The sequence below is a fragment of the Bradyrhizobium sp. CCBAU 25360 genome (genome assembly GCF_028128695.1).
GTDB classification, from domain to species: Bacteria; Pseudomonadota; Alphaproteobacteria; order Rhizobiales; family Xanthobacteraceae; genus Bradyrhizobium; species Bradyrhizobium ottawaense.
In genome coordinates this window covers 13,344-32,293 of record NZ_LBJA01000042.1, presented here as the reverse complement: position 1 = coordinate 32,293, position 18,950 = coordinate 13,344, and the positions used below count along the sequence as shown (strand labels likewise).

Sequence of the window (18,950 nt, the reverse complement as noted above, 5' to 3'; positions counted from 1 at the left end):
GGATTGGAATGATGCAATGACCACCCTCACCGGCGGCGAAGCGATCGTAAGCGGCCTGGTCGCCCATGGCGTCGACACCGTGTTCGGTCTACCCGGTGCGCAGGTCTACGGCCTGTTCGACGCCTTCCATCAGGCCCAGCTCAAGGTGATCGGCGCGCGGCACGAACAGGCCTGCGGCTACATGGCGTTCGGCTACGCGCGCTCCAGCGGCAGGCCCGGCGTGTTCAGCGTGGTGCCCGGCCCAGGCGTGCTCAATGCCAGCGCGGCGCTGCTCACCGCGTTCGGCTGCAACGAGCCGGTGCTGTGCGTCACCGGCCAGGTGCCGACGCAATTTCTGGGCAAGGGCCGCGGCCATCTGCACGAGATGCCGGACCAGCTTGCGACCTTGCGCACCTATGTGAAATGGGCCGACCGGATCGAATATCCCGGCAATGCGCCGACGGTCGTCGCGCGCGCCTTCCAGGAGATGATGTCGGGACGGCGTGGCCCGGCCTCGGTCGAGATGCCCTGGGACGTCTTCACCCAGCGCGCGGACACCGCCGCGGCGCAGGTGCTGGAGCCGCTGCCCGCCCCGCAGCCTGATCCCGATCTCGTGAAGCAGGCGGCCACGCAGATCAAGGCCAGCAAGGCGCCGATGATCTTCGTCGGCAGCGGCGCGATCGAGGCCGGCGAGGAGATTCTCGAGCTCGCTGAGATGATCGATGCCCCCGTCGTCGCCTTCCGCAGCGGCCGCGGCATCGTCTCCAACGCGCATGAGCTCGGCCTCACCATGGCCGCAGCCTACAAGCTGTGGCCGACAACCGACCTGATGATCGCAATCGGCACGCGCGCCGAGCTGCCGGCATCCGGCTTCCGCTGGCCCTATCAACCGAGCGGACTGAAATCCATTCGGATCGACATCGATCCGGTCGAGATGCGCCGGCTCGCCGCCGATGTCGCGATTGTCGCCGACGCCAGCGACGGGACCGCCGATCTCGCTGCAGCCGTGAAGAGGGCCGGCTATGCGAGGAGCCATGGCCGGCGCGGAGAGATCCGCGAGGCCACCGCGGCCGCGCAAGCGGAGATCCAGCGCATCCAGCCGCAGATGGCGTATCTCAACATCCTGCGCGAGGTGCTGCCGGCGAACGCGATCGTCACAGATGAATTGTCGCAGTTCGGCTTCGCGTCCTGGTACGGCTTTCCGGTCTATGAGCCCCGCACCTTCATCACCTCGGGCTACCAGGGCACGCTCGGGTCGGGCTTCCCGACTGCGCTCGGGGCCAAGGTCGCCAATCCCGACAAGCCGGTGGTGGCCATCACCGGCGATGGCGGCTTCATGTTCGGCGTGCAGGAGCTTGCCACCGCCGTGCAATTCAACATCGGCGTGGTGACGCTGGTGTTCAACAACAACGCCTACGGCAATGTCCGCCGCGACCAGCGCGAACGTTTCGACGGCCGCGTGGTGGCATCCGACCTCGTCAACCCGGATTTCGTCAAGCTCGCGGAGTCCTTTGGCGTTGCCGCCGCGCGCGTCACAGCGCCCGATCAGTTCAAGGCGGCGATGGAAAAGGCGCTCAGCCATGGCGGGCCGTATCTGATCTCGGTCGAGGTGACTCGCGATTCGGAGGTCAGTCCGTGGGCGTTCATTCACCCGCCGAAGCCGTAATTGCTGTCATTCCGGGATGCGCCGTGAGGCGCAGGCCCGGAATCCATACTCCCGATCGTTGTTATGGATTCCGGGCTCGCGCTACGCGCGCCCCGGAATGACGAAGATTACCGCGTCCGGCGAAACGTCAGATTGATCCGCTTCCGCCCCAGCAGCGCATGCTCGCCCTCCACAAGCGGCGCGACGCCGTGATAGGCGAGCCGGCTGGCTCCGCCCCAGACCACGACGTCGCCATGCACCAGGCGGAAGCGGCGCGGCTTGTTGCTGCGGACGAGGCCACCGAACAGGAAGGTCGCGGGCAATCCGAGCGAGACCGAGACGATCGGCGCCGAATAATCCAGCTCGTCCTTGTCCTGATGCAGCGACAGCCGCGTGCCGGGCTCGTAGCGGTTGACGAGGCAGGCATCGGGCGCGAAGTCTTGAAAGCCGCCCTGCTCCGCGGCGCGGCGCGCAAGATCGCGGAGCACCGGCGGCATTTCGGGCCATGGCGCGCCGGTGCGCGGATCTATGGGATCGTAGCGATAGCCGGTGTGGTCGGTGATCCAGCCACGCTCGCCGCAATTGGTCATCGCCACCGACATCAGATGGCCGCCGGGCGTGGTCATTCGGCGGAACGGCGATTGCGCCACGATGGCGCGCACGGCGGCGATCAGCTCGCTTTCGATCGGCTTGACGAAGCCGCGCAGCAGCACGGCGCCGTCGGCGATCTCTTCGCGCGAGGGCTGCGCTTCGGCAACGCTATCGAACAAATCAGCCGTCAACGCTCCGCTCATTTGGCATCGTGAAAAATTACACCCAGTGTGTGGCGCTGGCCTGACCTGATGCGGCTGACGCCATGGCGCAGATTAACGCGGTAAGTGCCGCGTGTCCCCTGCACCGGGCGGTGATGCACAGCGAAGGCGACCGCATCACCCTGCGCCAGTGGCACGACCTCGGCGCGGGACTGCATGCGCGGCCGTTGCTCGGTCAGCACGAATTCGCCGCCGGTGAAGTCGCGGCCCGGCTCGGAGAGCAGGATGGCGACCTGGAGCGGGAACACGTGCTCGCCATAGAGGTCCTGATGCAGGCAGTTGTAATCGCCCGCCTCATATTGCAGCAGCAGCGGCGTCGGCCGCGCCTGCCCCGCCTCGTGGCAGCGCTTGAGGAACGCGGCATGCGCTGCGGGATAGCGGATGTCGATCCCCATCGCCTCGTTCCAGCGATTGGCGACGCCTTGCAGATGCGCATGGAGCGCCGGACGCAATTGCGCGATCAGATCGGGCAGCGGATAGGAGAAATATTTGTACTCGCCGCGGCCGAAGCCGTGACGGCCCATGACGATGCGGCTGCGGAAGTGCGTGTCGTCCGGATAGAGTGCGGCGACGGCGCGGCACTGGTCCGGCGTCAGCAGGTGCTTGAGGACGGCGCAGCCCTGGGTGTCGAGTTCGGCCGTGATCTGCGGCCAGTCGAGGCCGTCGACGTGGGCGGTGAGGTCGGGAACGGAGGATTGGGCCGTTTTGCGTGCGGTCATTGTCATAACAATCACCCTGGCGGCCCGACGTTCACCCCGCCACCCGATTTCCGAGAACCGTCTCCGCGTCATTGCGAGCGAAGATCGATACCGAAGTCAAGCAGACCAGTTTCGTAGGGTGGGCAAAGGTGCTCTTGCGCCGTGCCCACGACTTCGTAAGACGTGGGCACGCTTTCGCTTTGCCCACCCTACGGGACCGTCGCTCGCGGACCTAGCCCCGCACCGGCAGTGTCACCACGTCATATCCATGCCTGATCGTCCGCTTCAGCACGGGATCCTCGAGCTCGAACTCGAAGCGCTCCGCTGGGCGGATGCCGCCCTTGGCTGCAAACGTGCCGCCGAACATGGCGCAACCGTCGGGGAATTTCCCTCCTTCGAAGCCGCGCGCGATCAGGTCGTTCACCGGCAGCATCGCGTCGAGCGTACCCTCCTGATAGAGCACGCGCTCGCCCTTGATGGTGGCGTAGGAGCGCAGGATCATCTTGTCCCAATGATCGATGACGTCCTCCAGCTCCCACAGCGTCAAGGCGATCGGCTTGTCGCACATCTGCTTGGACACCGTGACGTTGTAGGCCTCGACCTTGCGGTCGGTGTGGTCGGAGCCGCAGCCGACGAAGATGCGGCTCTGCCAGCCGATCAGCACGAACTCGACCTCGCCGGAGGAATCCCCGCCGGTGCATTCGATGCTGTCTTCCTGGGTCAGCCGCCGCGCCGAGGCGCGGTAGTAGATCGGCGTCGAGGCCGGCGGGGCGATGCCCATCTCCTGCAGCTCGGCGATGTGCTTGTCGCGCGCGACGGGGTCGCGGCCGGTCCAGCCGGCGATGACCATCTGGTCGATCGCGAGCGTCAGCGGCGTGGTGGTGTCCTGGGCATCGACGGTGAAAGTGAGGTCAAACACGAATGACGGCCTCCATGCCGGCAGCAAGTTCAAAGATACGGCGGTCCGATCCGCCCGCGCCCGCCAGCATCAGGCCGACCGGGACGTCGCCTTGGCGATGTGCCGGCAGCGAGATGGCGCAACCGTCGATCATGTTGATCAGGGTGCAGTTGCGCAGCGCGCGCAGGTTTTCTCTGGTGAATGCCTTGTCGTCGGCGAGGTCGGCGATCTTCGGCGGCGTGTTGGCGGTGGTCGGCAGCACCAGCGCGTCATAGGGCGCGATGCGGGCGTTGACGCGGGCGATCAGCGAGCGGCGCTCGTTGAGGAGATCGATGTAATCGGCCGCGCTCTGCGCCTCGCCGCGCATGATCCGCACGGAGACGCGGGGATCATAGACATCGCCCTTGGAGGTGATGAGATAGCGGTGCCAGGCGTAGCTCTCGGACGCGGCAAAGCCGCCCTTGGCGTTCATCGGGCCGATGTCGTGGAACTCCGCCATCTCGATGCGCTCGATGATGGCGCCATGATCGGAAAGCGTCTTCAGGGCGCGTTCGAACGTCTCGGCGACTTCAGCATCGAGGTCGTCGAGCGCGATTGTGGTCGGCACCGCCAGTCGCATGCCCTGGATCGGACGCGGCTTCAGCGGGGCGATCGGCTCGTTCGCGAGCACGGCGTCGAGTATGGCACAGCAACTGACTGATCGTGCCAGCGGCCCGATGCTGTCGAGCGAGAACGACAGCGGCACGGAGCCATCGAGCGGCACGCGCCGCTGCGTCGGCTTGTAGCCGACGATGCCGTTATAGGCCGCCGGAATCCGGCACGAGCCGCCGGTGTCGGTGCCGAGCGCGCCGTGGGCCATGCCATCGAGCACGGACACCGCCGCGCCGGCGGAGGAGCCGCCCGGCACATGGCCTTGGGCCCGGTTCCAGGCGCCCTTCGGCGTGCCGTAGTGCGGATTGATGCCGATGCCGGAATAGGCGAACTCGGTCATGTTGGTGCGCCCGATCACGACGAAGCCGGCCCTGCGCAGCCGCGCCACTGTCACCGCATCCTGCTCGGCCGGCGGCGAATCGTCGAGCGCGCGGGAGCCGGCGCGTGTCACCTGGCCCTTGATGTCGAACAGATCCTTGATCGAGATCGGGATGCCGGCATAGCGCGATGGCGCCGCCTTGGCCTTGCGCAAGCCGTCCATCGCATCCGCCGCCGCGAGCGCGGCGTCCTTGTCGACATGGAGGAAGGTGCGCTGCCCCTCCCCGGCGGGATCGGCGATCCTGGCGATGCACGCCTCGACCAGCTTGCGGGCGGTGGTGCGGCCGCTTTCGAGGTCTTCGGCGAGCTTCGCCAGCGTCGGAAATTCGGGCATGTCTGTCTCACGGAATATTGTCGCGCGCAATCTATAGCGCTGCCTCAGTTCGACACAAGCATTGTGCGCATGATGGCATGCATGCGTATTGCTGGACCGTTGACGCACCATGGTCGATTGTCGCATCAAGCTTGAAACGGGCGGGCGTGAGCCTGCCTTATCAAGATTTGCTTTCTGGGAGGGCGTTCCGACATGGCCGAACCGCAGCGCGCGCGACCGAAACCGACGCCGGAAACCCAGCATTTCTGGGACGGCACCAAAGCGGGCGAATTGCGCCTGCAACGCTGCGACGCCTGCGCGCATGTCTACTTCCCGCCGCGCCCGTTCTGCCCGTCCTGCGCCTCGCGCAAGGTCAGCATCTTCAAGGCGAGCGGCAAGGGCTTCCTCTACAGCTACGTGATCAATCACCGTCCCGCTGCGCCCGGCTTCACGCCGCCTTACGCGATCGCCGTGGTGGAGCTTGCCGAGGGGCCGCGGATGATGAGCAACATCATCGACTGTCCGCAGACGCCCGAGGCGCTCGAGCTCGACATGAAGCTCGAGGTCGCCTTCGAGGCGCTCGACGACAAGATCACCCTCCCCGTGTTTCGTCCGGCGAAGGGATAAGCCATGCGCAAGAATCAGGTTGCCGTCGTCGGCGCGGCCGAGACCACCGAGCTTGGCGTCATCCCGAACGCCTCGCAGCTCCAGCTGCACGCGGACGCGGCGCTCAACGCGATCGCCGATGCCGGACTGAAGCTCTCCGACATCGACGGCTTTGCCACCGCGGTCGAGACGCCGCAGCAGGTCTGCCACTATCTCGGCATCAAGCCGACCTGGGTCGATGGCACCTCGGTCGGCGGCTGCTCGTTCATGCTGCACGTCCGCCATGCCGCCGCCGCGATCGAGGCCGGCCTGTGCAAGACCGTGCTGATCACCCATGCCGAGAGCGGCAAGTCGATGATCGGCAAGGCGCCGCGCTCGATCCCGGCGGACAGTCTGCAGGGCCAGTTCGAGGCGCCCTTCGGCGTCTACGGTCCGCCCAGCATGTTTCCGATCCCCGTGCTGCGGTTCATGAAGACCTACGGCATCACGCACGAGCAGCTCGCCTCCGTGGCGGTGGTGCAGCGGGAATGGGCGGCGAAGAATCCGCGCGCGATGATGAAGGACCCGATCACGGTCACCGACGTGCTCAATTCGCGCATGATCGCCTATCCGTTCCGCCTGCTGCAGTGCTGCCTCGTCACCGACGGCGGCGGCGCGCTGATCCTGACCTCGGCCGACCGCGCCAGGGATTTTCCGCGCAAGCCCGTCTACATCATGGGCACCGGCGAGAGCGTGGAAACGCCGATGGTCAGCCAGATGGAGACGTTCAATTCCTCGCGCGCGTTCAAGACCGCGGGCCCCCTTGCGTTCAAGGAGGCCGGCATCGCCCACGGGGACGTCGACCATCTCATGATCTACGATGCCTTCGCGCATCTGCCGCTGTTCGGCCTCGGCGATCTCGGATTCATGCCGCATGAGGAGACAGGCAAGTTCATCGCGGACGGCAATACGCGCCCGGGCGGCAAGCTGCCGCTCAACACCAATGGCGGCGGATTGAGCTATATGCATTCGGGCATGTACGGCATGTACGCGCTGCAGGAGAGCGTGCGGCAGATGCGCGGCATCGCGCCGGCACAGGTGCCGAATGCGAGGATTTCGGTGTGCCATGGCGTCGGCGGCATGTTCGCAGCGAGTGGCACGATCGTGTTTACGAACGAGAGGTAAGCGGCTGTCATTCCGGGGCGTCGCGTCAACGACGAGCTATGATGCGCAATGCGCATCTGAGAATCCATAACCACGATCGGGAGTATGGATTCTCAGATGCGCAATTGCGCATCATAGCTCGCGCCAAGGGGCGCGCCCCGGAATGACGGCGGAAATTGGAACGGCAGCGGAGAACCCCCCATGAGCAAATCACTGCAAGACAAGGTCATCATCGTCACCGGCGCAGGCCGCGGCATCGGGCGCGAGATCGCGCTGCTCTGTGCGGCGGAGGGCGCCAAGGTCGTGGTCAACGATCCCGGCGGAGCCTCGGACGGCGCCGGCTCGAACGCTGCGCCTGCCGAGGAGGTGGTCGAGGAGATCAAGAAGCGCGGCGGCACGGCCGTCGCCAATTTCGAAAGCGTCGCGGAAGCCATCCCCGCCAGCAAGATCGTGAAGACCGCGACCGATCATTTCGGCCGGCTCGACGGCGTCGTCAACAATGCCGGCATTTTGCGCGACATGATCTTCCACAAGATGAGCGTGGAGGCGTTCGAGGCCGTCATCAAGGTGCATCTGATGGGCTCGTTCTATGTCAGCCACGCCGCGGCGCGGATCTTCCGCGAGCAGGAGTCGGGCTCCTTCGTGCACTTCACCTCGACCTCCGGCCTGATCGGCAATTTCGGCCAGGCCAACTACGCCGCCGCCAAGCTTGGCATCGTCGGGCTGTCCAAATCCATCGCTCTGGACATGGGCCGCTTCAATGTTCGTTCGAACTGCGTCTCGCCGTTCGCCTGGACGCGCATGATCGGCACCATCCCGACCGAGACTGAAGCGGAGAAGGCGCGGGTCGAAAAGATCAAGCAGATGGGGCCGGAGAAGATCGCGCCGCTCTGCGGCTATCTGATCTCCGATTCCGCCAGGGACGTCACCGGCCAGATCTTTGGCGTGCGCATGAACGAGATCTTCCTGTTCAGCCAGAACCGTCCGATCCGCTCGGTGCAGCGGAGCGAAGGCTGGACGCCGCAATCGATCGCGGAACACGGCATGCCGGCGCTGAAGGGCTCGTTCTACAAGCTTGACCGTTCCGCCGACATCTTCACCTGGGATCCCGTCTAGCCGCATTTCCGGCATTCCTGCCCTGCGATCTCCGGTTGTCTTGTCCGAAGATCGCCCCGGTTTACGCCTGATTGCGGGCGAATGGTCGCCTCCCAACGAAACTTTGGGAGGAAACCATGACAAGAATACTGACCAACTCCGACGACACGACTGCAGGCGGCGGTCTCGGCCGCCGCGCGCTGCTGCAGGGTGCAGCGACACTCGCCGCATCGACCCTGCTCGCCTCCAATGCCGACGCCCGCGACTTCGGCGCCAATGCCGAGCCGCAGCGCTATCCCGACCCCGATATCATCGCCATCGATCCCAAGCGCTTCAAGGCCAAGGTCGGCAACACCGCAATCAAGCGGCTCTACACCGGCTGCCTCTGGGCGGAAGGGCCGGCGTGGAATGCGCAGGGACAATATCTCGTCTGGAGCGACATTCCGGCCAACCGGCAGCTGCGCTATCTCGACGATGACGGCCATATCTCCGAGCAGTTCCATAAGCCGTCCAACGAGGCCAACGGCAATTCGTTCGACACCGAGGGCCGCCAGCTCAGCGCCGAGCGCACCCGCCTCGTCCGCTACGAGCATGACGGCTCGGTGACAGCGCTGGCCGAGCAGGCCGGTGGCAAGCCGCTCAACGGCCCGAACGATATGGTGGTGCATCCCAACGACAAGGCGATCTGGTTCACCGATCCCGGCTACGGCGCGATCAGCATCTACGAGGGCAAGCTCGCCAATACCGGCTCGTTGCAGCCGCACCAGAAGGAAGCCGTCTATCGCCTGGACACCCAGACCGGACAGGTGGCGAAGGTCGCGGACGAGCCGTTCAAGCCGAACGGCATCGCCTTCAGCCACGATTACAAGAAGCTCTATGTCTGCGACACCGGCATCACGCACTACCCTGAAGCCAAGAACGTGGTGTGGGCCTACGACATCGACGGGGCCAAGCTGTCCAATCCGAAGAAGCTGATCGACATGACGCTCGACGGCAAGTCCGGCTTCCCTGACGGCTTGCGCGTCGACACCGAGGGCAACATCTGGGTCGGCGCCGGCTGGGTCGGTCCCGGCTATGACGGCGTGCAGGTGTTCGCGCCGACCGACGGCGCACGCATCGGGCAGATCCTCTTGCCCGAGACCTGCGCCAATGTCTGCTTCGGCGGCAAGAAGCGCAACCGCCTGTTCATGACTGCAAGCCAGTCGCTCTATGCGGTCTATGTGGAGACGCAAGGCGCGCATTTCTGTTGAGTGCCCCACTCTCTCCGCGTCATGGCCGGGCTTGACCCGGCCATCCACGCCTTACCGCGCGATGCCAAGAACGTGGATGCCCGGGACAAGCCCGGGCATGACGGCTGAGTATCGGGCAGCAACGTGGCCCGGTAGCTACCCCGTATTCCTCAGCCCCGCCGAAATCCCGTTGATCGTCAGTTGAATCCCGCGCAGCACCTGCTCGTCGGGGTTCTGCGCGCGATGCTCCTTCAAGAGTTCGACCTGCACGTGGTTGAGCGGGTCGAGATAGGGGAAGCGGTGGCGCACCGAGCGCTCCAGCAGCGGATTGCCTTGCAGCAAGCGGTCCTGCCCCATGATGTCCAGGAGCGTCTCGATGCAGGAATGCCATTCGCGGCGAATGCGGCCGAAGATTTTTTCGCGCAAGGCTTCGTCCGGCACCAGCTCGGCATAGCGCGAGGCGATCGCGATCGAGCTTTTGGCGAGCACCATGTCCATGTTCGAGAGCAGCATGCGGAAGAACGGCCATTCCCTGTAGAGCTCCTTCAGGAACGGCATGCCCTTGTCGGGATGTTCAGTGATCCACTGCTCGACCGCGCTGCCAAAGCCGTACCAGCCCGGCAGCATCAGCCGGCACTGCGCCCATGAAAACACCCAGGGGATGGCGCGCAGATCCTCGATCGCCCGGGTCTTCTTGCGCGAGGCCGGACGGCTGCCGATGTTCAGCGTCGCGATCTCGTTGATGACGGTCGAGGACCAGAAATAATCGACGAAGCCGTCGGTCTCGTAGACAAGGCCGCGATAGGCTTTGAAGGCGAGGTTCGACAATTCGTCCATCGCGGTCAAATATTCGCGGCGCGGCGCGCTCTGGCGCGGATGCAAGAGACTTGCTTCAAGCGTCGCCGCCGCGAGGATTTCCAGATTGTTGCGGCCGACTTCGGCGTTGGAATATTTCGACGAGATGATCTCGCCCTGCTCGGTGATGCGGATCTGGCCGTTCACGGCGCCGCCGGGCTGCGCGATGATGGCATCATAGCTCGGACCGCCGCCGCGGCCGACCGAGCCGCCGCGGCCATGGAACAGGCGCAGTCGCACGTGATGCCGCTCGAACACTTCGACGAGGTTGATCTCGGCCTTGTAGAGCTCCCAACCCGAGGTGACGAAGCCGCCGTCCTTGTTGCTGTCGGAATAGCCGAGCATGACCTCCTGCACGCTGCCGCGACTGTCGACCAGGCGGCGGTAATCGTGCAGCGACAGCATGCGGTCCATGATGCCGCTGGAGGCCTGCAGATCCTCGATGGTCTCGAACAGCGGCACGATGTTGATAGCGCTGCGGCCAGAGGGATGGACCAAGCCGACCTCCTTCAGGAGCACCGCGACCTCGAGCATGTCGGACATGCCCTTGCACATCGAGATGATGCATTGGGGAATGGCGTCCGAGCCGAACATCGCATGCGCTTCCGCGGCGGCATGGAACACGTTGAGCTCGCCCATGGTCTCGTCGCTGTACTTGACGAAGGGCGAGACCAGCGCGCGCGTCGAGCGCAGCTCGTTGGTCAGCAGCGAGATGCGCGCCTCCTCGCCGAGCGCGAGATAGGACATGCCGGGATTGGCGGCGTCCATCAGCTCGGCGATGGTGCGTTCGTGCACCGCCGAGTTCTGGCGGATGTCGAGCCGGGCGAGATGGAAGCCGAAGCAGTCCACCGCGCGCCGCAGCAGCCGCAGCCGGCCGCGGGCGATGACGCGGGCATTGTTGGAGATCAGCGAGCGGTGCAGCACGTCGAGATCGGCCTGCAGCTCCTTCACGCTCGCATATGGCGCGCCCTTGCCGACCGGCCGGCGCGTGATCTCGACCGCGAGCTTTTCGGCCGTCGCGGTCAGGCGCGCATAGATGCCTGAGACCGCCAGACGATAAGGCTCGCCGCTCCGGTGCGGCGAGGTATCGGGCGAGCGTTCCGCCAGGTTGCGCAGTTCTTCGGAGACGTCGGCAAGATGCGCCGCGATCGACAGTTCCGAGCCGAGCACGTGCAGCTCTTCCAGATAGAACTGCATCACCCGGCTCGACTGCAGCCGCAGCGTGCCGCGCATCACGTCGGCGGTGACGAAGGGATTGCCGTCGCGGTCGCCGCCGATCCAGCTGCCCATGCGCAGGAACGAGGCGAGCTCGGAAGCCGCCTGCTCGCCGCCCTCCTCCAGCCGGTCCTCGAGTGCGTTGACCAGCCGCGGCACCTCGCGCAGGAAGGTGTAATCGTAGAACGACAGGCCGTTGGCGACCTCATCCAGCACGGTGAGCTTGGTGCGGCGCAGGAGGTTGGTCTGCCACAGCGTCAGCACCTCGCGGCGCAGCTGCTCGTCGCTGGCATCGGCCTCCTCCGCGGTCAGCGCCACGCGCTCACGGCGATCGAGCAGGCCGGCGACCTCCATCTCGCGGTCCATGGTGCTCTTGCGGCGGACTTCGGTCGGATGCGCGGTCAGAACCGGGCTGACCAGCGCGGACTTGAAGAAGCTGCGGAGCTGATCGGGCTTGATGCCGGCGTCCCTGGCATGGGCGAGCGTTTCCGCCAGCACGCCGGAGCTCTTGCCTGCGCTGCGAGCCCGCATCTGGCGGATGTTGTTCTGGTCCTCGGCGATGTTGGCGAGGTGGGAGAAGTAGCTGAAGGCGCGGACGATCCGCACCGTCTCCGAGGTCGACATGCTGTCGAGGATCTGCTCGAGCTCGCGGCGGGCGAGCCGGTCCTCGTCGCGGTGGAAGCGGATCGAGGTCTGGCGGATGCGCTCGACCAGGTCGAACAATTCGGCGCCCTCCTGATCGCGCACGGTGTCGCCGAGGATGCGCCCGAGCAGGCGGATGTCGTCCCGCAGCCGCGCATCGGCCTCCAGCGCCTGGACGTCCTCGGGGCGGTTGGCGCGATGCTCGGCGCTGTCGGATGGTGCGGTCTGGAGGGACATGGCTCGCTCCTCTTCAAGAGCTCCTTGCGGCTCCTCAGTCCGGTGGAGTGTGCGATATTTTTCTACCGCAGTGCAAGACGAAGTTGGGGGCATTGCACACTGCCGGCCAAACTCGTGTCCCGGACGCGCTGCAACGCCTTAAGCGTTGCTGCGCAGAGCCGGGACCCAGAAAGCCGCACCGTCCCTGCCGCCTTCTGGGCCCCGGCTCTGCAGCGCACCACGCCGCGAAGGCGCGACGCGCTGCGTCCGGGGCACGAGAGCTCTCTTCAACTGATAAAACACGCCTTCGCCTTCTCGCGGCGTATTCCGCCCGAGCTTTGCTGTCCGTTTCGCCCTCATCGAGAACAAAGGGCGCAGGGAAGGCCGGGCGCCGGCTGGCACCCAGGGTCCGCACGCGACAAGACGCACGCGGGGTGACCACAGGTGACGCCGGGACATCCCGGCCTTCCCTGCGCAATGGTTTTACGGCTTATGGCGCGCTCTCCCCGGGGAGCGATGCACTATTGCCCCCGTCGCCTTGCGGATCACTGATGCGCGCGCCCGGTCGGGCCGCTTCACCACCGCAAGCCTTGACGCACAGACCCCGGGCGTCAGGACCACACGCTTTTGCCGTCCGCGGACGTCCCTCCCCGGACAGTCGGAAGCTCGCGCGTGCTCGCTTCCAACGCCGTAAAGAAACGCTGTGACCGCGCCGTGTCGTGCCGCGGATCGCGATGGCTCACGGGCCTCGCCCGCCCTGCCACCCCGTCACGCGCCGGCGCTGCCGCGTCCATCGCATCCCGGCCTACGTATCGTGACGATCGCGAAACGCCCCTTCGACGGGTGGGAATGGAATGCGGTTTAGCCGAAACGGAAAATTCGGTCAATCAGAATATTTTACAACCCCGTCCCTTGACCTGCATGTAGCGTGTTTTGCCCGTCGGGCAACGCGAGGGATTGGGGGCGGAGGGCCGCAACTGCCTGGACGCCGGGCTGCGGCTCGATAGGGGTTGAGCTCTGGCACTGCAAGCGGAAATGAAGACGACAGCCGCGCAGGTCTCCCTGGGGCCAGCAGCACACGTTCATGGGCGTATCGCATGCCGGGACATATTCCGCCGGAACGGCCGCACGAACATGGCGGCGAAGGCAAGAGCGACCAGCCGACCCGGTGTCGCCGAGCTCGGCTGCGTCGAGACGGCCAGCGGACTTGCAGCCACGACCGCCGTCAGGCCTTTCGACGCCTGGATCGTCAGCGCAGCCACCGACACGCCCGCGATCACATCCACGAAGTAATGCCCTCCGACCAGCGGGGTCGCGACGAGCATTCCCCCATTCAGCACCAGCAGGGCGGGACGCAGCCACCAAATGCTCCATAAGCTCCAGATGCTGAGAAGCGCCGTGGCAGCGTGAAAGCTCGGGAAAGTGAGGATGCCGCCGAGCTTCACGATGTTGAGAGCTCGCAACGTGCCATCGCGCAGCATAGGTATGTCGCTCGCCTGTCCTCCATATCCGTTCGCCTTGAACAGCTCGGTGTCGGAGGGCAGTCCGAACTCGAAATAGGTGCCGATCGCCGGAAGCAGGGAGGAGACGACAATCACCACGCACAACGCCAATGTCGACGCCATCACGAACTGCTGCAGACGGATATATTGACCCATCAACCCCAGTACGACCGGAACGCAGAAGGCCGGCACGAGGATCATTGCGTAGAAGAACTTGGCGTACAGCAGCAATTCCGGATGGGCCATCGCAAAATGGAAATATGCAGGCCAGTCCAGGCCGAGCAATCGGTCAAGCTCGGCAAATCTGGCGTCCTGCAGCGGCATCGCGGCGCCCAAGCCGATATACGACAGCGGCGCCGCACAGATCGTGACAAAACCCATCTGCGCAAATGCGAGCATGGTGAACGCCGGCCGCTCGCCCCAGCCCCACCGCATCAGCCACAACCCGGCAACCGCCAGCGCCGGCGCTGTGACGACCTCCGTCGTCATCAAGCCTTCCAGCGTGAAGGTTGTTACGGCAAGCCCGACGCAGAGCGCCAGCGCCCATCCAACCACAAGACTCCAGTTGACCAGTTGCAACCTGTTCGCGATCCGTCGTTCCGTGTGACCGACCAAGCGCAGCTGTTCCTTGACAGCACAATTTGCTCTCGCAAAAGGCGGCGCACTGAACATTCCAATCCCCATGCCAGCCCACGTGCAATTTCGGGTAATGCTCCCAGAAGTTTAGCGTCCACACCGTCCGGTTGCATCTCGCGACTAACGCCATCGTTATTATTGGTAAAAATCTTGTTTCCAAGCGTTGCTGGCAGCGTTCCGATAATGGGAATCGGCCTGGCGCAGGACGAGGCGCGGTCTCGGCGCTAGGGTCAAACGGAGTTGAGATACTGTTGAGGTGTCTGCTCAGGGGTCATCAGCCGACGACTCCGCAAGCTATGCCGGCTTCCCCTCTACGCGCGGAGGCGGACATTGACGGATCCCCACCTCACGCCGGCACGATCACCTTGCCGATCGGCCACAGCGCGATGCCGGCGAGTTTCAAATGGGCCCAGGCGAAGGGGATGCCGATGATGGTGATCGCGAGCGCCAGTGCGGTCAATAAGTGGCCGAGCGCCAGCCACCAGCCGGCGAGCACGAACCAGATGTTGCCGATCAGCGCGTAGGATGGGTGGAGCCCTTGCGAAACCCATCATGCCTCGTCAACGGTCGGGTTGATGGGTTTCGCTCTCGCTCTACCATCCTACGAGCTCAATCTGTTCGCCGTCTCAATGGCCCTTGGTACAGCCGAATTTTGCAATCTTGGTACTGGTTTCATGACCAAGCGTAACGCATCTAACTCCTAACACCACGACCGAAGCGATCCCGATCGGCAGTTTCAGTGGGAGCCCCGGTCAATAGATCGCGGACACTTCCACACTGTCTGGCAGTTTGTGGATAGCCGTCGCGCTCACGCTGACTGCAATCGTTGCATCAGGAGACAATGACTGAGGAGATGATCCAATGAAGGCGATCGTTGTAACGGAACAGGCCGCGGGAACGGCGGGGATGAAGCTGGTGGACCGGCCCGAGCCGCAGGCTGCGATAAACGACGTCGTGGTTCAGGTTCATGCGTCGGGATTTGTCCCGACTGAGCTGACGTGGCCTTCGACCTGGACTGATCGCCTCGATCGCGACCGAACACCGTCGATCCCTGGACACGAGCTGGCCGGAGTGGTCACTGCTCTTGGCTATGGAACGACAGGGCTGGTGTTAGGACAGCGGGTGTTCGGCCTGGCGGACTGGTATCGCGACGGCACGCTGGCCGAGTATGTGGCAATCGAGGCGCGCAATCTTGCGCCGCTGCCGGGCGACATCGACTTCACAGTGGGGGCGAGCCTGCCGATCTCGGGGCTGACCGCATGGCAAGGGCTGTTCCAGCATGGCCGTCTCAAATCGGGGCAGAGCATCCTGGCACAGGGCGCGGCCGGCGCAGTCGGGTCGATGGTGACGCAACTCGCACGAGAGGCCGGCGCCTACGTCATCGGCACCGGACGCGCCGCCGACCGTCAGATGGTGCTCGACTTCGGCGCAAACGAGTTCGTCGACCTCGACAAAGACTCGCTGCAAGACGTCGGCAAGGTCGATCTGGTGTTCGATGTCATCGGCGGTGACATACAGAAGCGGTCGGTAGAACGCATTCGAGCCGGAGGAACACTGGTGACCATCGTCGGGCCGGCCGAGGCGCGGCCCTCCGATGGATTGGCGGTCGACTTCGTCGTCGAGTCGGATCGCGCCCAACTCAGTGAGATCGTCCAGCGGGTGCGGGATGGACGACTGCGGACGAACATCGGCAAGGTCTCGACCTTCGACGATGCGGTCGCCGCCTTAAATCCGACCGGGCGACGCAAGGGAAATACGATCATTCGCGTTCGTCCCTGAGGGAGCATGCTCATTGATGTCCGCAGCGCGTAGGATGGGGTGCACTTGCGAAACCCATCCTACGAGCCACGAGTTGGGCCTCACGCCGGCACGATCACCTTGCCGATCGGCCAGAGCGCGATGCCTGCGAGCTTGAGATGGGCCCAGGCGAAGGGGATGCCGATGATGGTGATCGCGAGCGCCAGTGCGGTCAATAAGTGGCCGAGCGCCAGCCACCAGCCGGCCAGCACGAACCAGATGATATTGCCGATCACGCCGAGCGGGCCCGTACCGATATCCTCGACACCCGTGACGTCGTAGCGGTTGACCGCCCGCGAGCCGAACGGCAGCAGCGTGTAGACGGCGATGTTGAACGCTGCCCGCGCCCAGGGCAGGCCGATGATGGTGATCGCCATGATGACCGCGGCGATCACCCAGCCGAACGCCATCCAGGCGCCGCCGAAGAGGATCCAGAGGATGTTGAGCAGGATGGAAACGGGGGTCATGGGATGATCCGGGGGTGGATGATCCCGTGCATATAGGCATGAAATCTGTCTCTGCTAAGACGGCCCCGATTTCCGCTCCCCTCCAAGCTCATAATCCGTGACGCCGGCTGCGTTCGGCGCGCAGCGATGTGCCGACAAACCCAACATCCTCGATCCCGCGCGAGATCTCCTTTGAGCAGAGCCAATGCGTCAGCGCGGCGGCGCCGATCGCGGCCAGCCCCGAGATGACAACAGGACTAGGGCAGAATGTGGCGAGTAAGTTGTCGAGCGGAACGGAGCCGGTGGGCCGGCGCGGGCTGCAAGACGATGCCAGGGCCCAACCGGACAGCATCACGGCGGCCGCGTTCACACCGGCCAAAATCGCCACGACGATCGCAAGGCCCTTCCTGACGGAGAGTGCGAGATCAATCGTCTTCACGACAGCGCAATACGCGGCCACGGCGACGAGAGCCGGGACCCATCCAGAACCCCCGGCTGCGATCGCCTGGGCCTGACCGCTCCAGGCCCACAGCGCAACGACGCACCCGAGCAGTGTCAGATTGACCTTCACGGCTTCGGGAAATTTGCAGCGAAGCACCCACACATTCGCTTTCTCGATCAGGTCCAGCACTGCGCAGGCGATCAGCCCGGCCGCAAAACCACCGAGATGCACGCCCCAGTCGATCCGCGAATTGCCGAGCGCAAACGCGACGTTCAATCCGATATTGATCGCGAAGAAGTCGAACCCGACCTCGAGCTTGCCGAGGATCCACAGGCAGAGCAGCGCGCCCAGGATGCCCGACGTGGCACCGGACGCGCCGACCGTCAAATAGGGCGTGGAATGGATACCGTTGCCGATGACGGCACCGAACACCATCGCGCAGAGATAGATGAGGAGGAAATAGGCCGGCCCGACCCGCCGCTCGAGATGGGCGCCCCACAGCACCAGGCACAACATGTTCATGGTGAGGTGGATGAAATTGACGTGCAAGAAGCCATAGGCGACGAGGCGCCAATATTCGTGCCGCGCGATCGCGGTCGCATACATGCTGCCGTAGCGATACAGCAACTCCGCCGGCGCCGCCGGACCACCCGCCTGGATGAAGCAGAAACCCGACGCGAGGACCGTCACCGTCATCAGCGTATAGACGGCGGCATGGGGGACTTCGAAAAAGCCAGGACTGGCACGGTATGAGGGCATGGACGATCGCAGGGGATTGGCGTGGGAACGCCAATCTAGCCGAGCCGCTCGATGATTGCTACTCCAACGCGTACCAGACGGCCCCGGCTACCGCCCCTCGAATTTGGGCTCGCGCTTCTCCATGAAGGCCTTCATGCCCTCGGCCATGTCCTGGGTTTTGAACAGCGGCAGGAACTGGAGATAGACGTGGTGGACATGGTCGTGGAAATTCTCGTTGAGGCCCATCCGCATCATGCGCTTGGAGGCCTGCACCGCGAGCGGCGCGTTGGCGGCGATCTCGCGGGCGACCGCCGTGGCGCGGCTCATCAATTCGGCACCCGGCACGACCTCGTTGGCGAGGCCCCATTCCAGGCACTCGCGCGCGCCGAGCGTGCGGCCGGTGAAGATGAGCTCTGAAGCCTTGGCCCAGCCGAGCATGCGCGGCAATAGCCAGGTGCCGCCGGATTCCGGCACCACGCCGCGCTTGACGAAGGCGGCGGCGAGCTTGGCGGATTCCGCCATGATGCGGATGTCGCAGCCGAGCGCGGTGTCCATGCCGTAGCCGGCGGCGCCGCCGTTGACGGCGCAGATGGTCGGCTTGTCCATCGCCTGCAGCACCGTCGGCGGCGTGTTGCGCAGGTTGATCGTGGTCGGCGAGGACGCCGCGCTGAGGCCGTTGCCGTCACGCTCCTTGCGCAAGTCGAGGCCGGCGCAGAACGCCCTGCCCTTGCCGGTGAGGATCACGACGCGGACGTCCTTGTCCTCGTTGGCTTCGGTCAGGAGCCGCGCCAGATCGTTGAGCATCGGGCCGGAGATCGTGTTCATGCGCTCCGGCGCGTTCAGCGTGATGGTCGCGATGTGATCGGCGACTTCGTAGAGGACTTCGTTCGCGGCATCGGTCATGACAAATGTTTCCTCGTCCCTGATCTCGTAGGGTGGGCAAAGGCGCGCCTGCGCCGTGCCCACGATCTGCCAACGTATTCTGATCGAGATGGTGGGCACGCTCCGCTTTGC

15 protein-coding genes and 1 pseudogene are annotated in these 18,950 nt (G+C 64.8%); 6 read left to right on the top strand and 10 right to left on the bottom strand.

The genetic code is table 11. The features are described from left to right. Positions 1 to 16 precede the first annotated feature (16 nt). Positions 17 to 1,645 (top strand): thiamine pyrophosphate-dependent enzyme, encoded by a 1,629-nt coding sequence (locus XH81_RS24370; RefSeq protein WP_028143247.1) that lies wholly within the window; start codon positions 17 to 19, stop codon positions 1,643 to 1,645. Between the two features lie 107 nt (positions 1,646 to 1,752). On the opposite strand, the gene alkB is transcribed toward XH81_RS24370, so the two are convergent. The 4 genes from alkB to XH81_RS24350 all read right to left on the bottom strand — a co-directional run bounded on the left by alkB (position 1,753) and on the right by XH81_RS24350 (position 5,395). Next, the gene (gene alkB / locus XH81_RS24365; protein WP_028143248.1) at positions 1,753 to 2,406 is read right to left on the bottom strand and encodes a DNA oxidative demethylase AlkB; all 654 of its coding nucleotides are present in this window, start codon (positions 2,404 to 2,406) and stop codon (positions 1,753 to 1,755) included. 8 nt (positions 2,407 to 2,414) lie between these two features. Then, positions 2,415 to 3,161 carry a 2OG-Fe(II) oxygenase gene (locus tag XH81_RS24360; protein WP_028143249.1) on the bottom strand — a complete coding sequence of 249 codons (747 nt, stop codon included), beginning with the start codon at positions 3,159 to 3,161 and terminating at the stop codon, positions 2,415 to 2,417. Between the two features lie 205 nt (positions 3,162 to 3,366). Then, on the bottom strand, positions 3,367 to 4,053 hold the full coding sequence (locus XH81_RS24355) for a DUF2848 domain-containing protein (RefSeq protein WP_028143250.1): 687 nt from the start codon (positions 4,051 to 4,053) through the stop codon (positions 3,367 to 3,369). Continuing rightward, on the bottom strand, positions 4,046 to 5,395 hold the full coding sequence (locus XH81_RS24350; protein WP_028143251.1) for an amidase: 1,350 nt from the start codon (positions 5,393 to 5,395) through the stop codon (positions 4,046 to 4,048). The genes XH81_RS24355 and XH81_RS24350 overlap by 8 nt, the downstream gene beginning before the upstream one ends. Positions 5,396 to 5,587: 192 nt before the next feature. Between XH81_RS24350 and XH81_RS24345 the strand changes: the two genes are divergently transcribed. The 4 genes from XH81_RS24345 (at position 5,588) to XH81_RS24330 (ending at position 9,468) form a co-directional block, all read left to right on the top strand. Further along, positions 5,588 to 6,001 (top strand): Zn-ribbon domain-containing OB-fold protein, encoded by a 414-nt coding sequence (locus tag XH81_RS24345; RefSeq protein WP_027568974.1) that lies wholly within the window; start codon positions 5,588 to 5,590, stop codon positions 5,999 to 6,001. Between the two features lie 3 nt (positions 6,002 to 6,004). Beyond that, complete coding sequence (locus tag XH81_RS24340) at positions 6,005 to 7,144, top strand: thiolase C-terminal domain-containing protein (RefSeq protein ID WP_028143252.1); 1,140 nt, start codon at positions 6,005 to 6,007, stop codon at positions 7,142 to 7,144. A gap of 180 nt (positions 7,145 to 7,324) precedes the next feature. Further along, positions 7,325 to 8,239, top strand: coding sequence for an SDR family oxidoreductase (locus XH81_RS24335; RefSeq protein ID WP_028143253.1), 915 nt, complete (start codon positions 7,325 to 7,327; stop codon positions 8,237 to 8,239). Between the two features lie 116 nt (positions 8,240 to 8,355). After that, positions 8,356 to 9,468 (top strand): SMP-30/gluconolactonase/LRE family protein, encoded by a 1,113-nt coding sequence (locus tag XH81_RS24330; protein ID WP_028143254.1) that lies wholly within the window; start codon positions 8,356 to 8,358, stop codon positions 9,466 to 9,468. Between the two features lie 135 nt (positions 9,469 to 9,603). Here the strand turns inward: XH81_RS24330 and ppc are convergent, their stop codons facing one another. The 3 genes and pseudogenes from ppc to XH81_RS24315 form a co-directional block, all read right to left on the bottom strand. After that, positions 9,604 to 12,396, bottom strand: a complete 2,793-nt coding sequence (gene ppc / locus XH81_RS24325) for a phosphoenolpyruvate carboxylase (protein ID WP_028143255.1) — start codon at positions 12,394 to 12,396, stop codon at positions 9,604 to 9,606. Positions 12,397 to 13,457: 1,061 nt separating this feature from the next. Continuing rightward, entirely contained in the window at positions 13,458 to 14,549 is a 1,092-nt protein-coding gene (locus XH81_RS24320) for a phosphatase PAP2 family protein (protein ID WP_049801719.1), read from the bottom strand. 310 nt (positions 14,550 to 14,859) lie between these two features. Next, positions 14,860 to 15,030: pseudogene (locus XH81_RS24315) on the bottom strand (YccF domain-containing protein); the annotation flags it as partial. Positions 15,031 to 15,374: 344 nt separating this feature from the next. Between XH81_RS24315 and XH81_RS24310 the strand changes: the two are divergent. Beyond that, on the top strand, positions 15,375 to 16,292 hold the full coding sequence (locus tag XH81_RS24310; RefSeq protein ID WP_097668804.1) for an NADP-dependent oxidoreductase: 918 nt from the start codon (positions 15,375 to 15,377) through the stop codon (positions 16,290 to 16,292). An 80-nt stretch (positions 16,293 to 16,372) separates the two neighbouring features. Here the strand turns inward: XH81_RS24310 and XH81_RS24305 are convergent, their stop codons facing one another. The 3 genes from XH81_RS24305 to XH81_RS24295 all read right to left on the bottom strand — a co-directional run bounded on the left by XH81_RS24305 (position 16,373) and on the right by XH81_RS24295 (position 18,839). Beyond that, entirely contained in the window at positions 16,373 to 16,777 is a 405-nt protein-coding gene (locus tag XH81_RS24305; RefSeq protein WP_097668803.1) for a YccF domain-containing protein, read from the bottom strand. 88 nt (positions 16,778 to 16,865) lie between these two features. Beyond that, on the bottom strand, positions 16,866 to 17,957 hold the full coding sequence (locus XH81_RS24300) for a rhomboid family intramembrane serine protease (RefSeq protein WP_271596391.1): 1,092 nt from the start codon (positions 17,955 to 17,957) through the stop codon (positions 16,866 to 16,868). Between the two features lie 87 nt (positions 17,958 to 18,044). Continuing rightward, entirely contained in the window at positions 18,045 to 18,839 is a 795-nt protein-coding gene (locus tag XH81_RS24295; RefSeq protein ID WP_179879944.1) for an enoyl-CoA hydratase/isomerase family protein, read from the bottom strand. Positions 18,840 to 18,950: the final 111 nt, after the last annotated feature.

What these genes read in the sequence shown, in the direction of transcription:
- XH81_RS24370 (WP_028143247.1), top strand. Translation starts at nt 17, where the DNA reads ATGACCACCCTCACCGGCGGCGAAGCGATCGTAAGCGGCCTGGTCGCC.
- XH81_RS24360 (WP_028143249.1), bottom strand. Translation starts at nt 3,161, where the DNA reads ATGACAATGACCGCACGCAAAACGGCCCAATCCTCCGTTCCCGACCTC.
- XH81_RS24350 (WP_028143251.1), bottom strand. Translation starts at nt 5,395, where the DNA reads ATGCCCGAATTTCCGACGCTGGCGAAGCTCGCCGAAGACCTCGAAAGC.
- XH81_RS24345 (WP_027568974.1), top strand. Translation starts at nt 5,588, where the DNA reads ATGGCCGAACCGCAGCGCGCGCGACCGAAACCGACGCCGGAAACCCAG.
- XH81_RS24340 (WP_028143252.1), top strand. Translation starts at nt 6,005, where the DNA reads ATGCGCAAGAATCAGGTTGCCGTCGTCGGCGCGGCCGAGACCACCGAG.
- XH81_RS24335 (WP_028143253.1), top strand. Translation starts at nt 7,325, where the DNA reads ATGAGCAAATCACTGCAAGACAAGGTCATCATCGTCACCGGCGCAGGC.
- XH81_RS24330 (WP_028143254.1), top strand. Translation starts at nt 8,356, where the DNA reads ATGACAAGAATACTGACCAACTCCGACGACACGACTGCAGGCGGCGGT.
- ppc (WP_028143255.1), bottom strand. Translation starts at nt 12,396, where the DNA reads ATGTCCCTCCAGACCGCACCATCCGACAGCGCCGAGCATCGCGCCAAC.
- XH81_RS24320 (WP_049801719.1), bottom strand. Translation starts at nt 14,549, where the DNA reads ATGTTCAGTGCGCCGCCTTTTGCGAGAGCAAATTGTGCTGTCAAGGAA.
- XH81_RS24310 (WP_097668804.1), top strand. Translation starts at nt 15,375, where the DNA reads ATGAAGGCGATCGTTGTAACGGAACAGGCCGCGGGAACGGCGGGGATG.
- XH81_RS24305 (WP_097668803.1), bottom strand. Translation starts at nt 16,777, where the DNA reads ATGACCCCCGTTTCCATCCTGCTCAACATCCTCTGGATCCTCTTCGGC.
- XH81_RS24300 (WP_271596391.1), bottom strand. Translation starts at nt 17,957, where the DNA reads ATGCCCTCATACCGTGCCAGTCCTGGCTTTTTCGAAGTCCCCCATGCC.
- XH81_RS24295 (WP_179879944.1), bottom strand. Translation starts at nt 18,839, where the DNA reads ATGACCGATGCCGCGAACGAAGTCCTCTACGAAGTCGCCGATCACATC.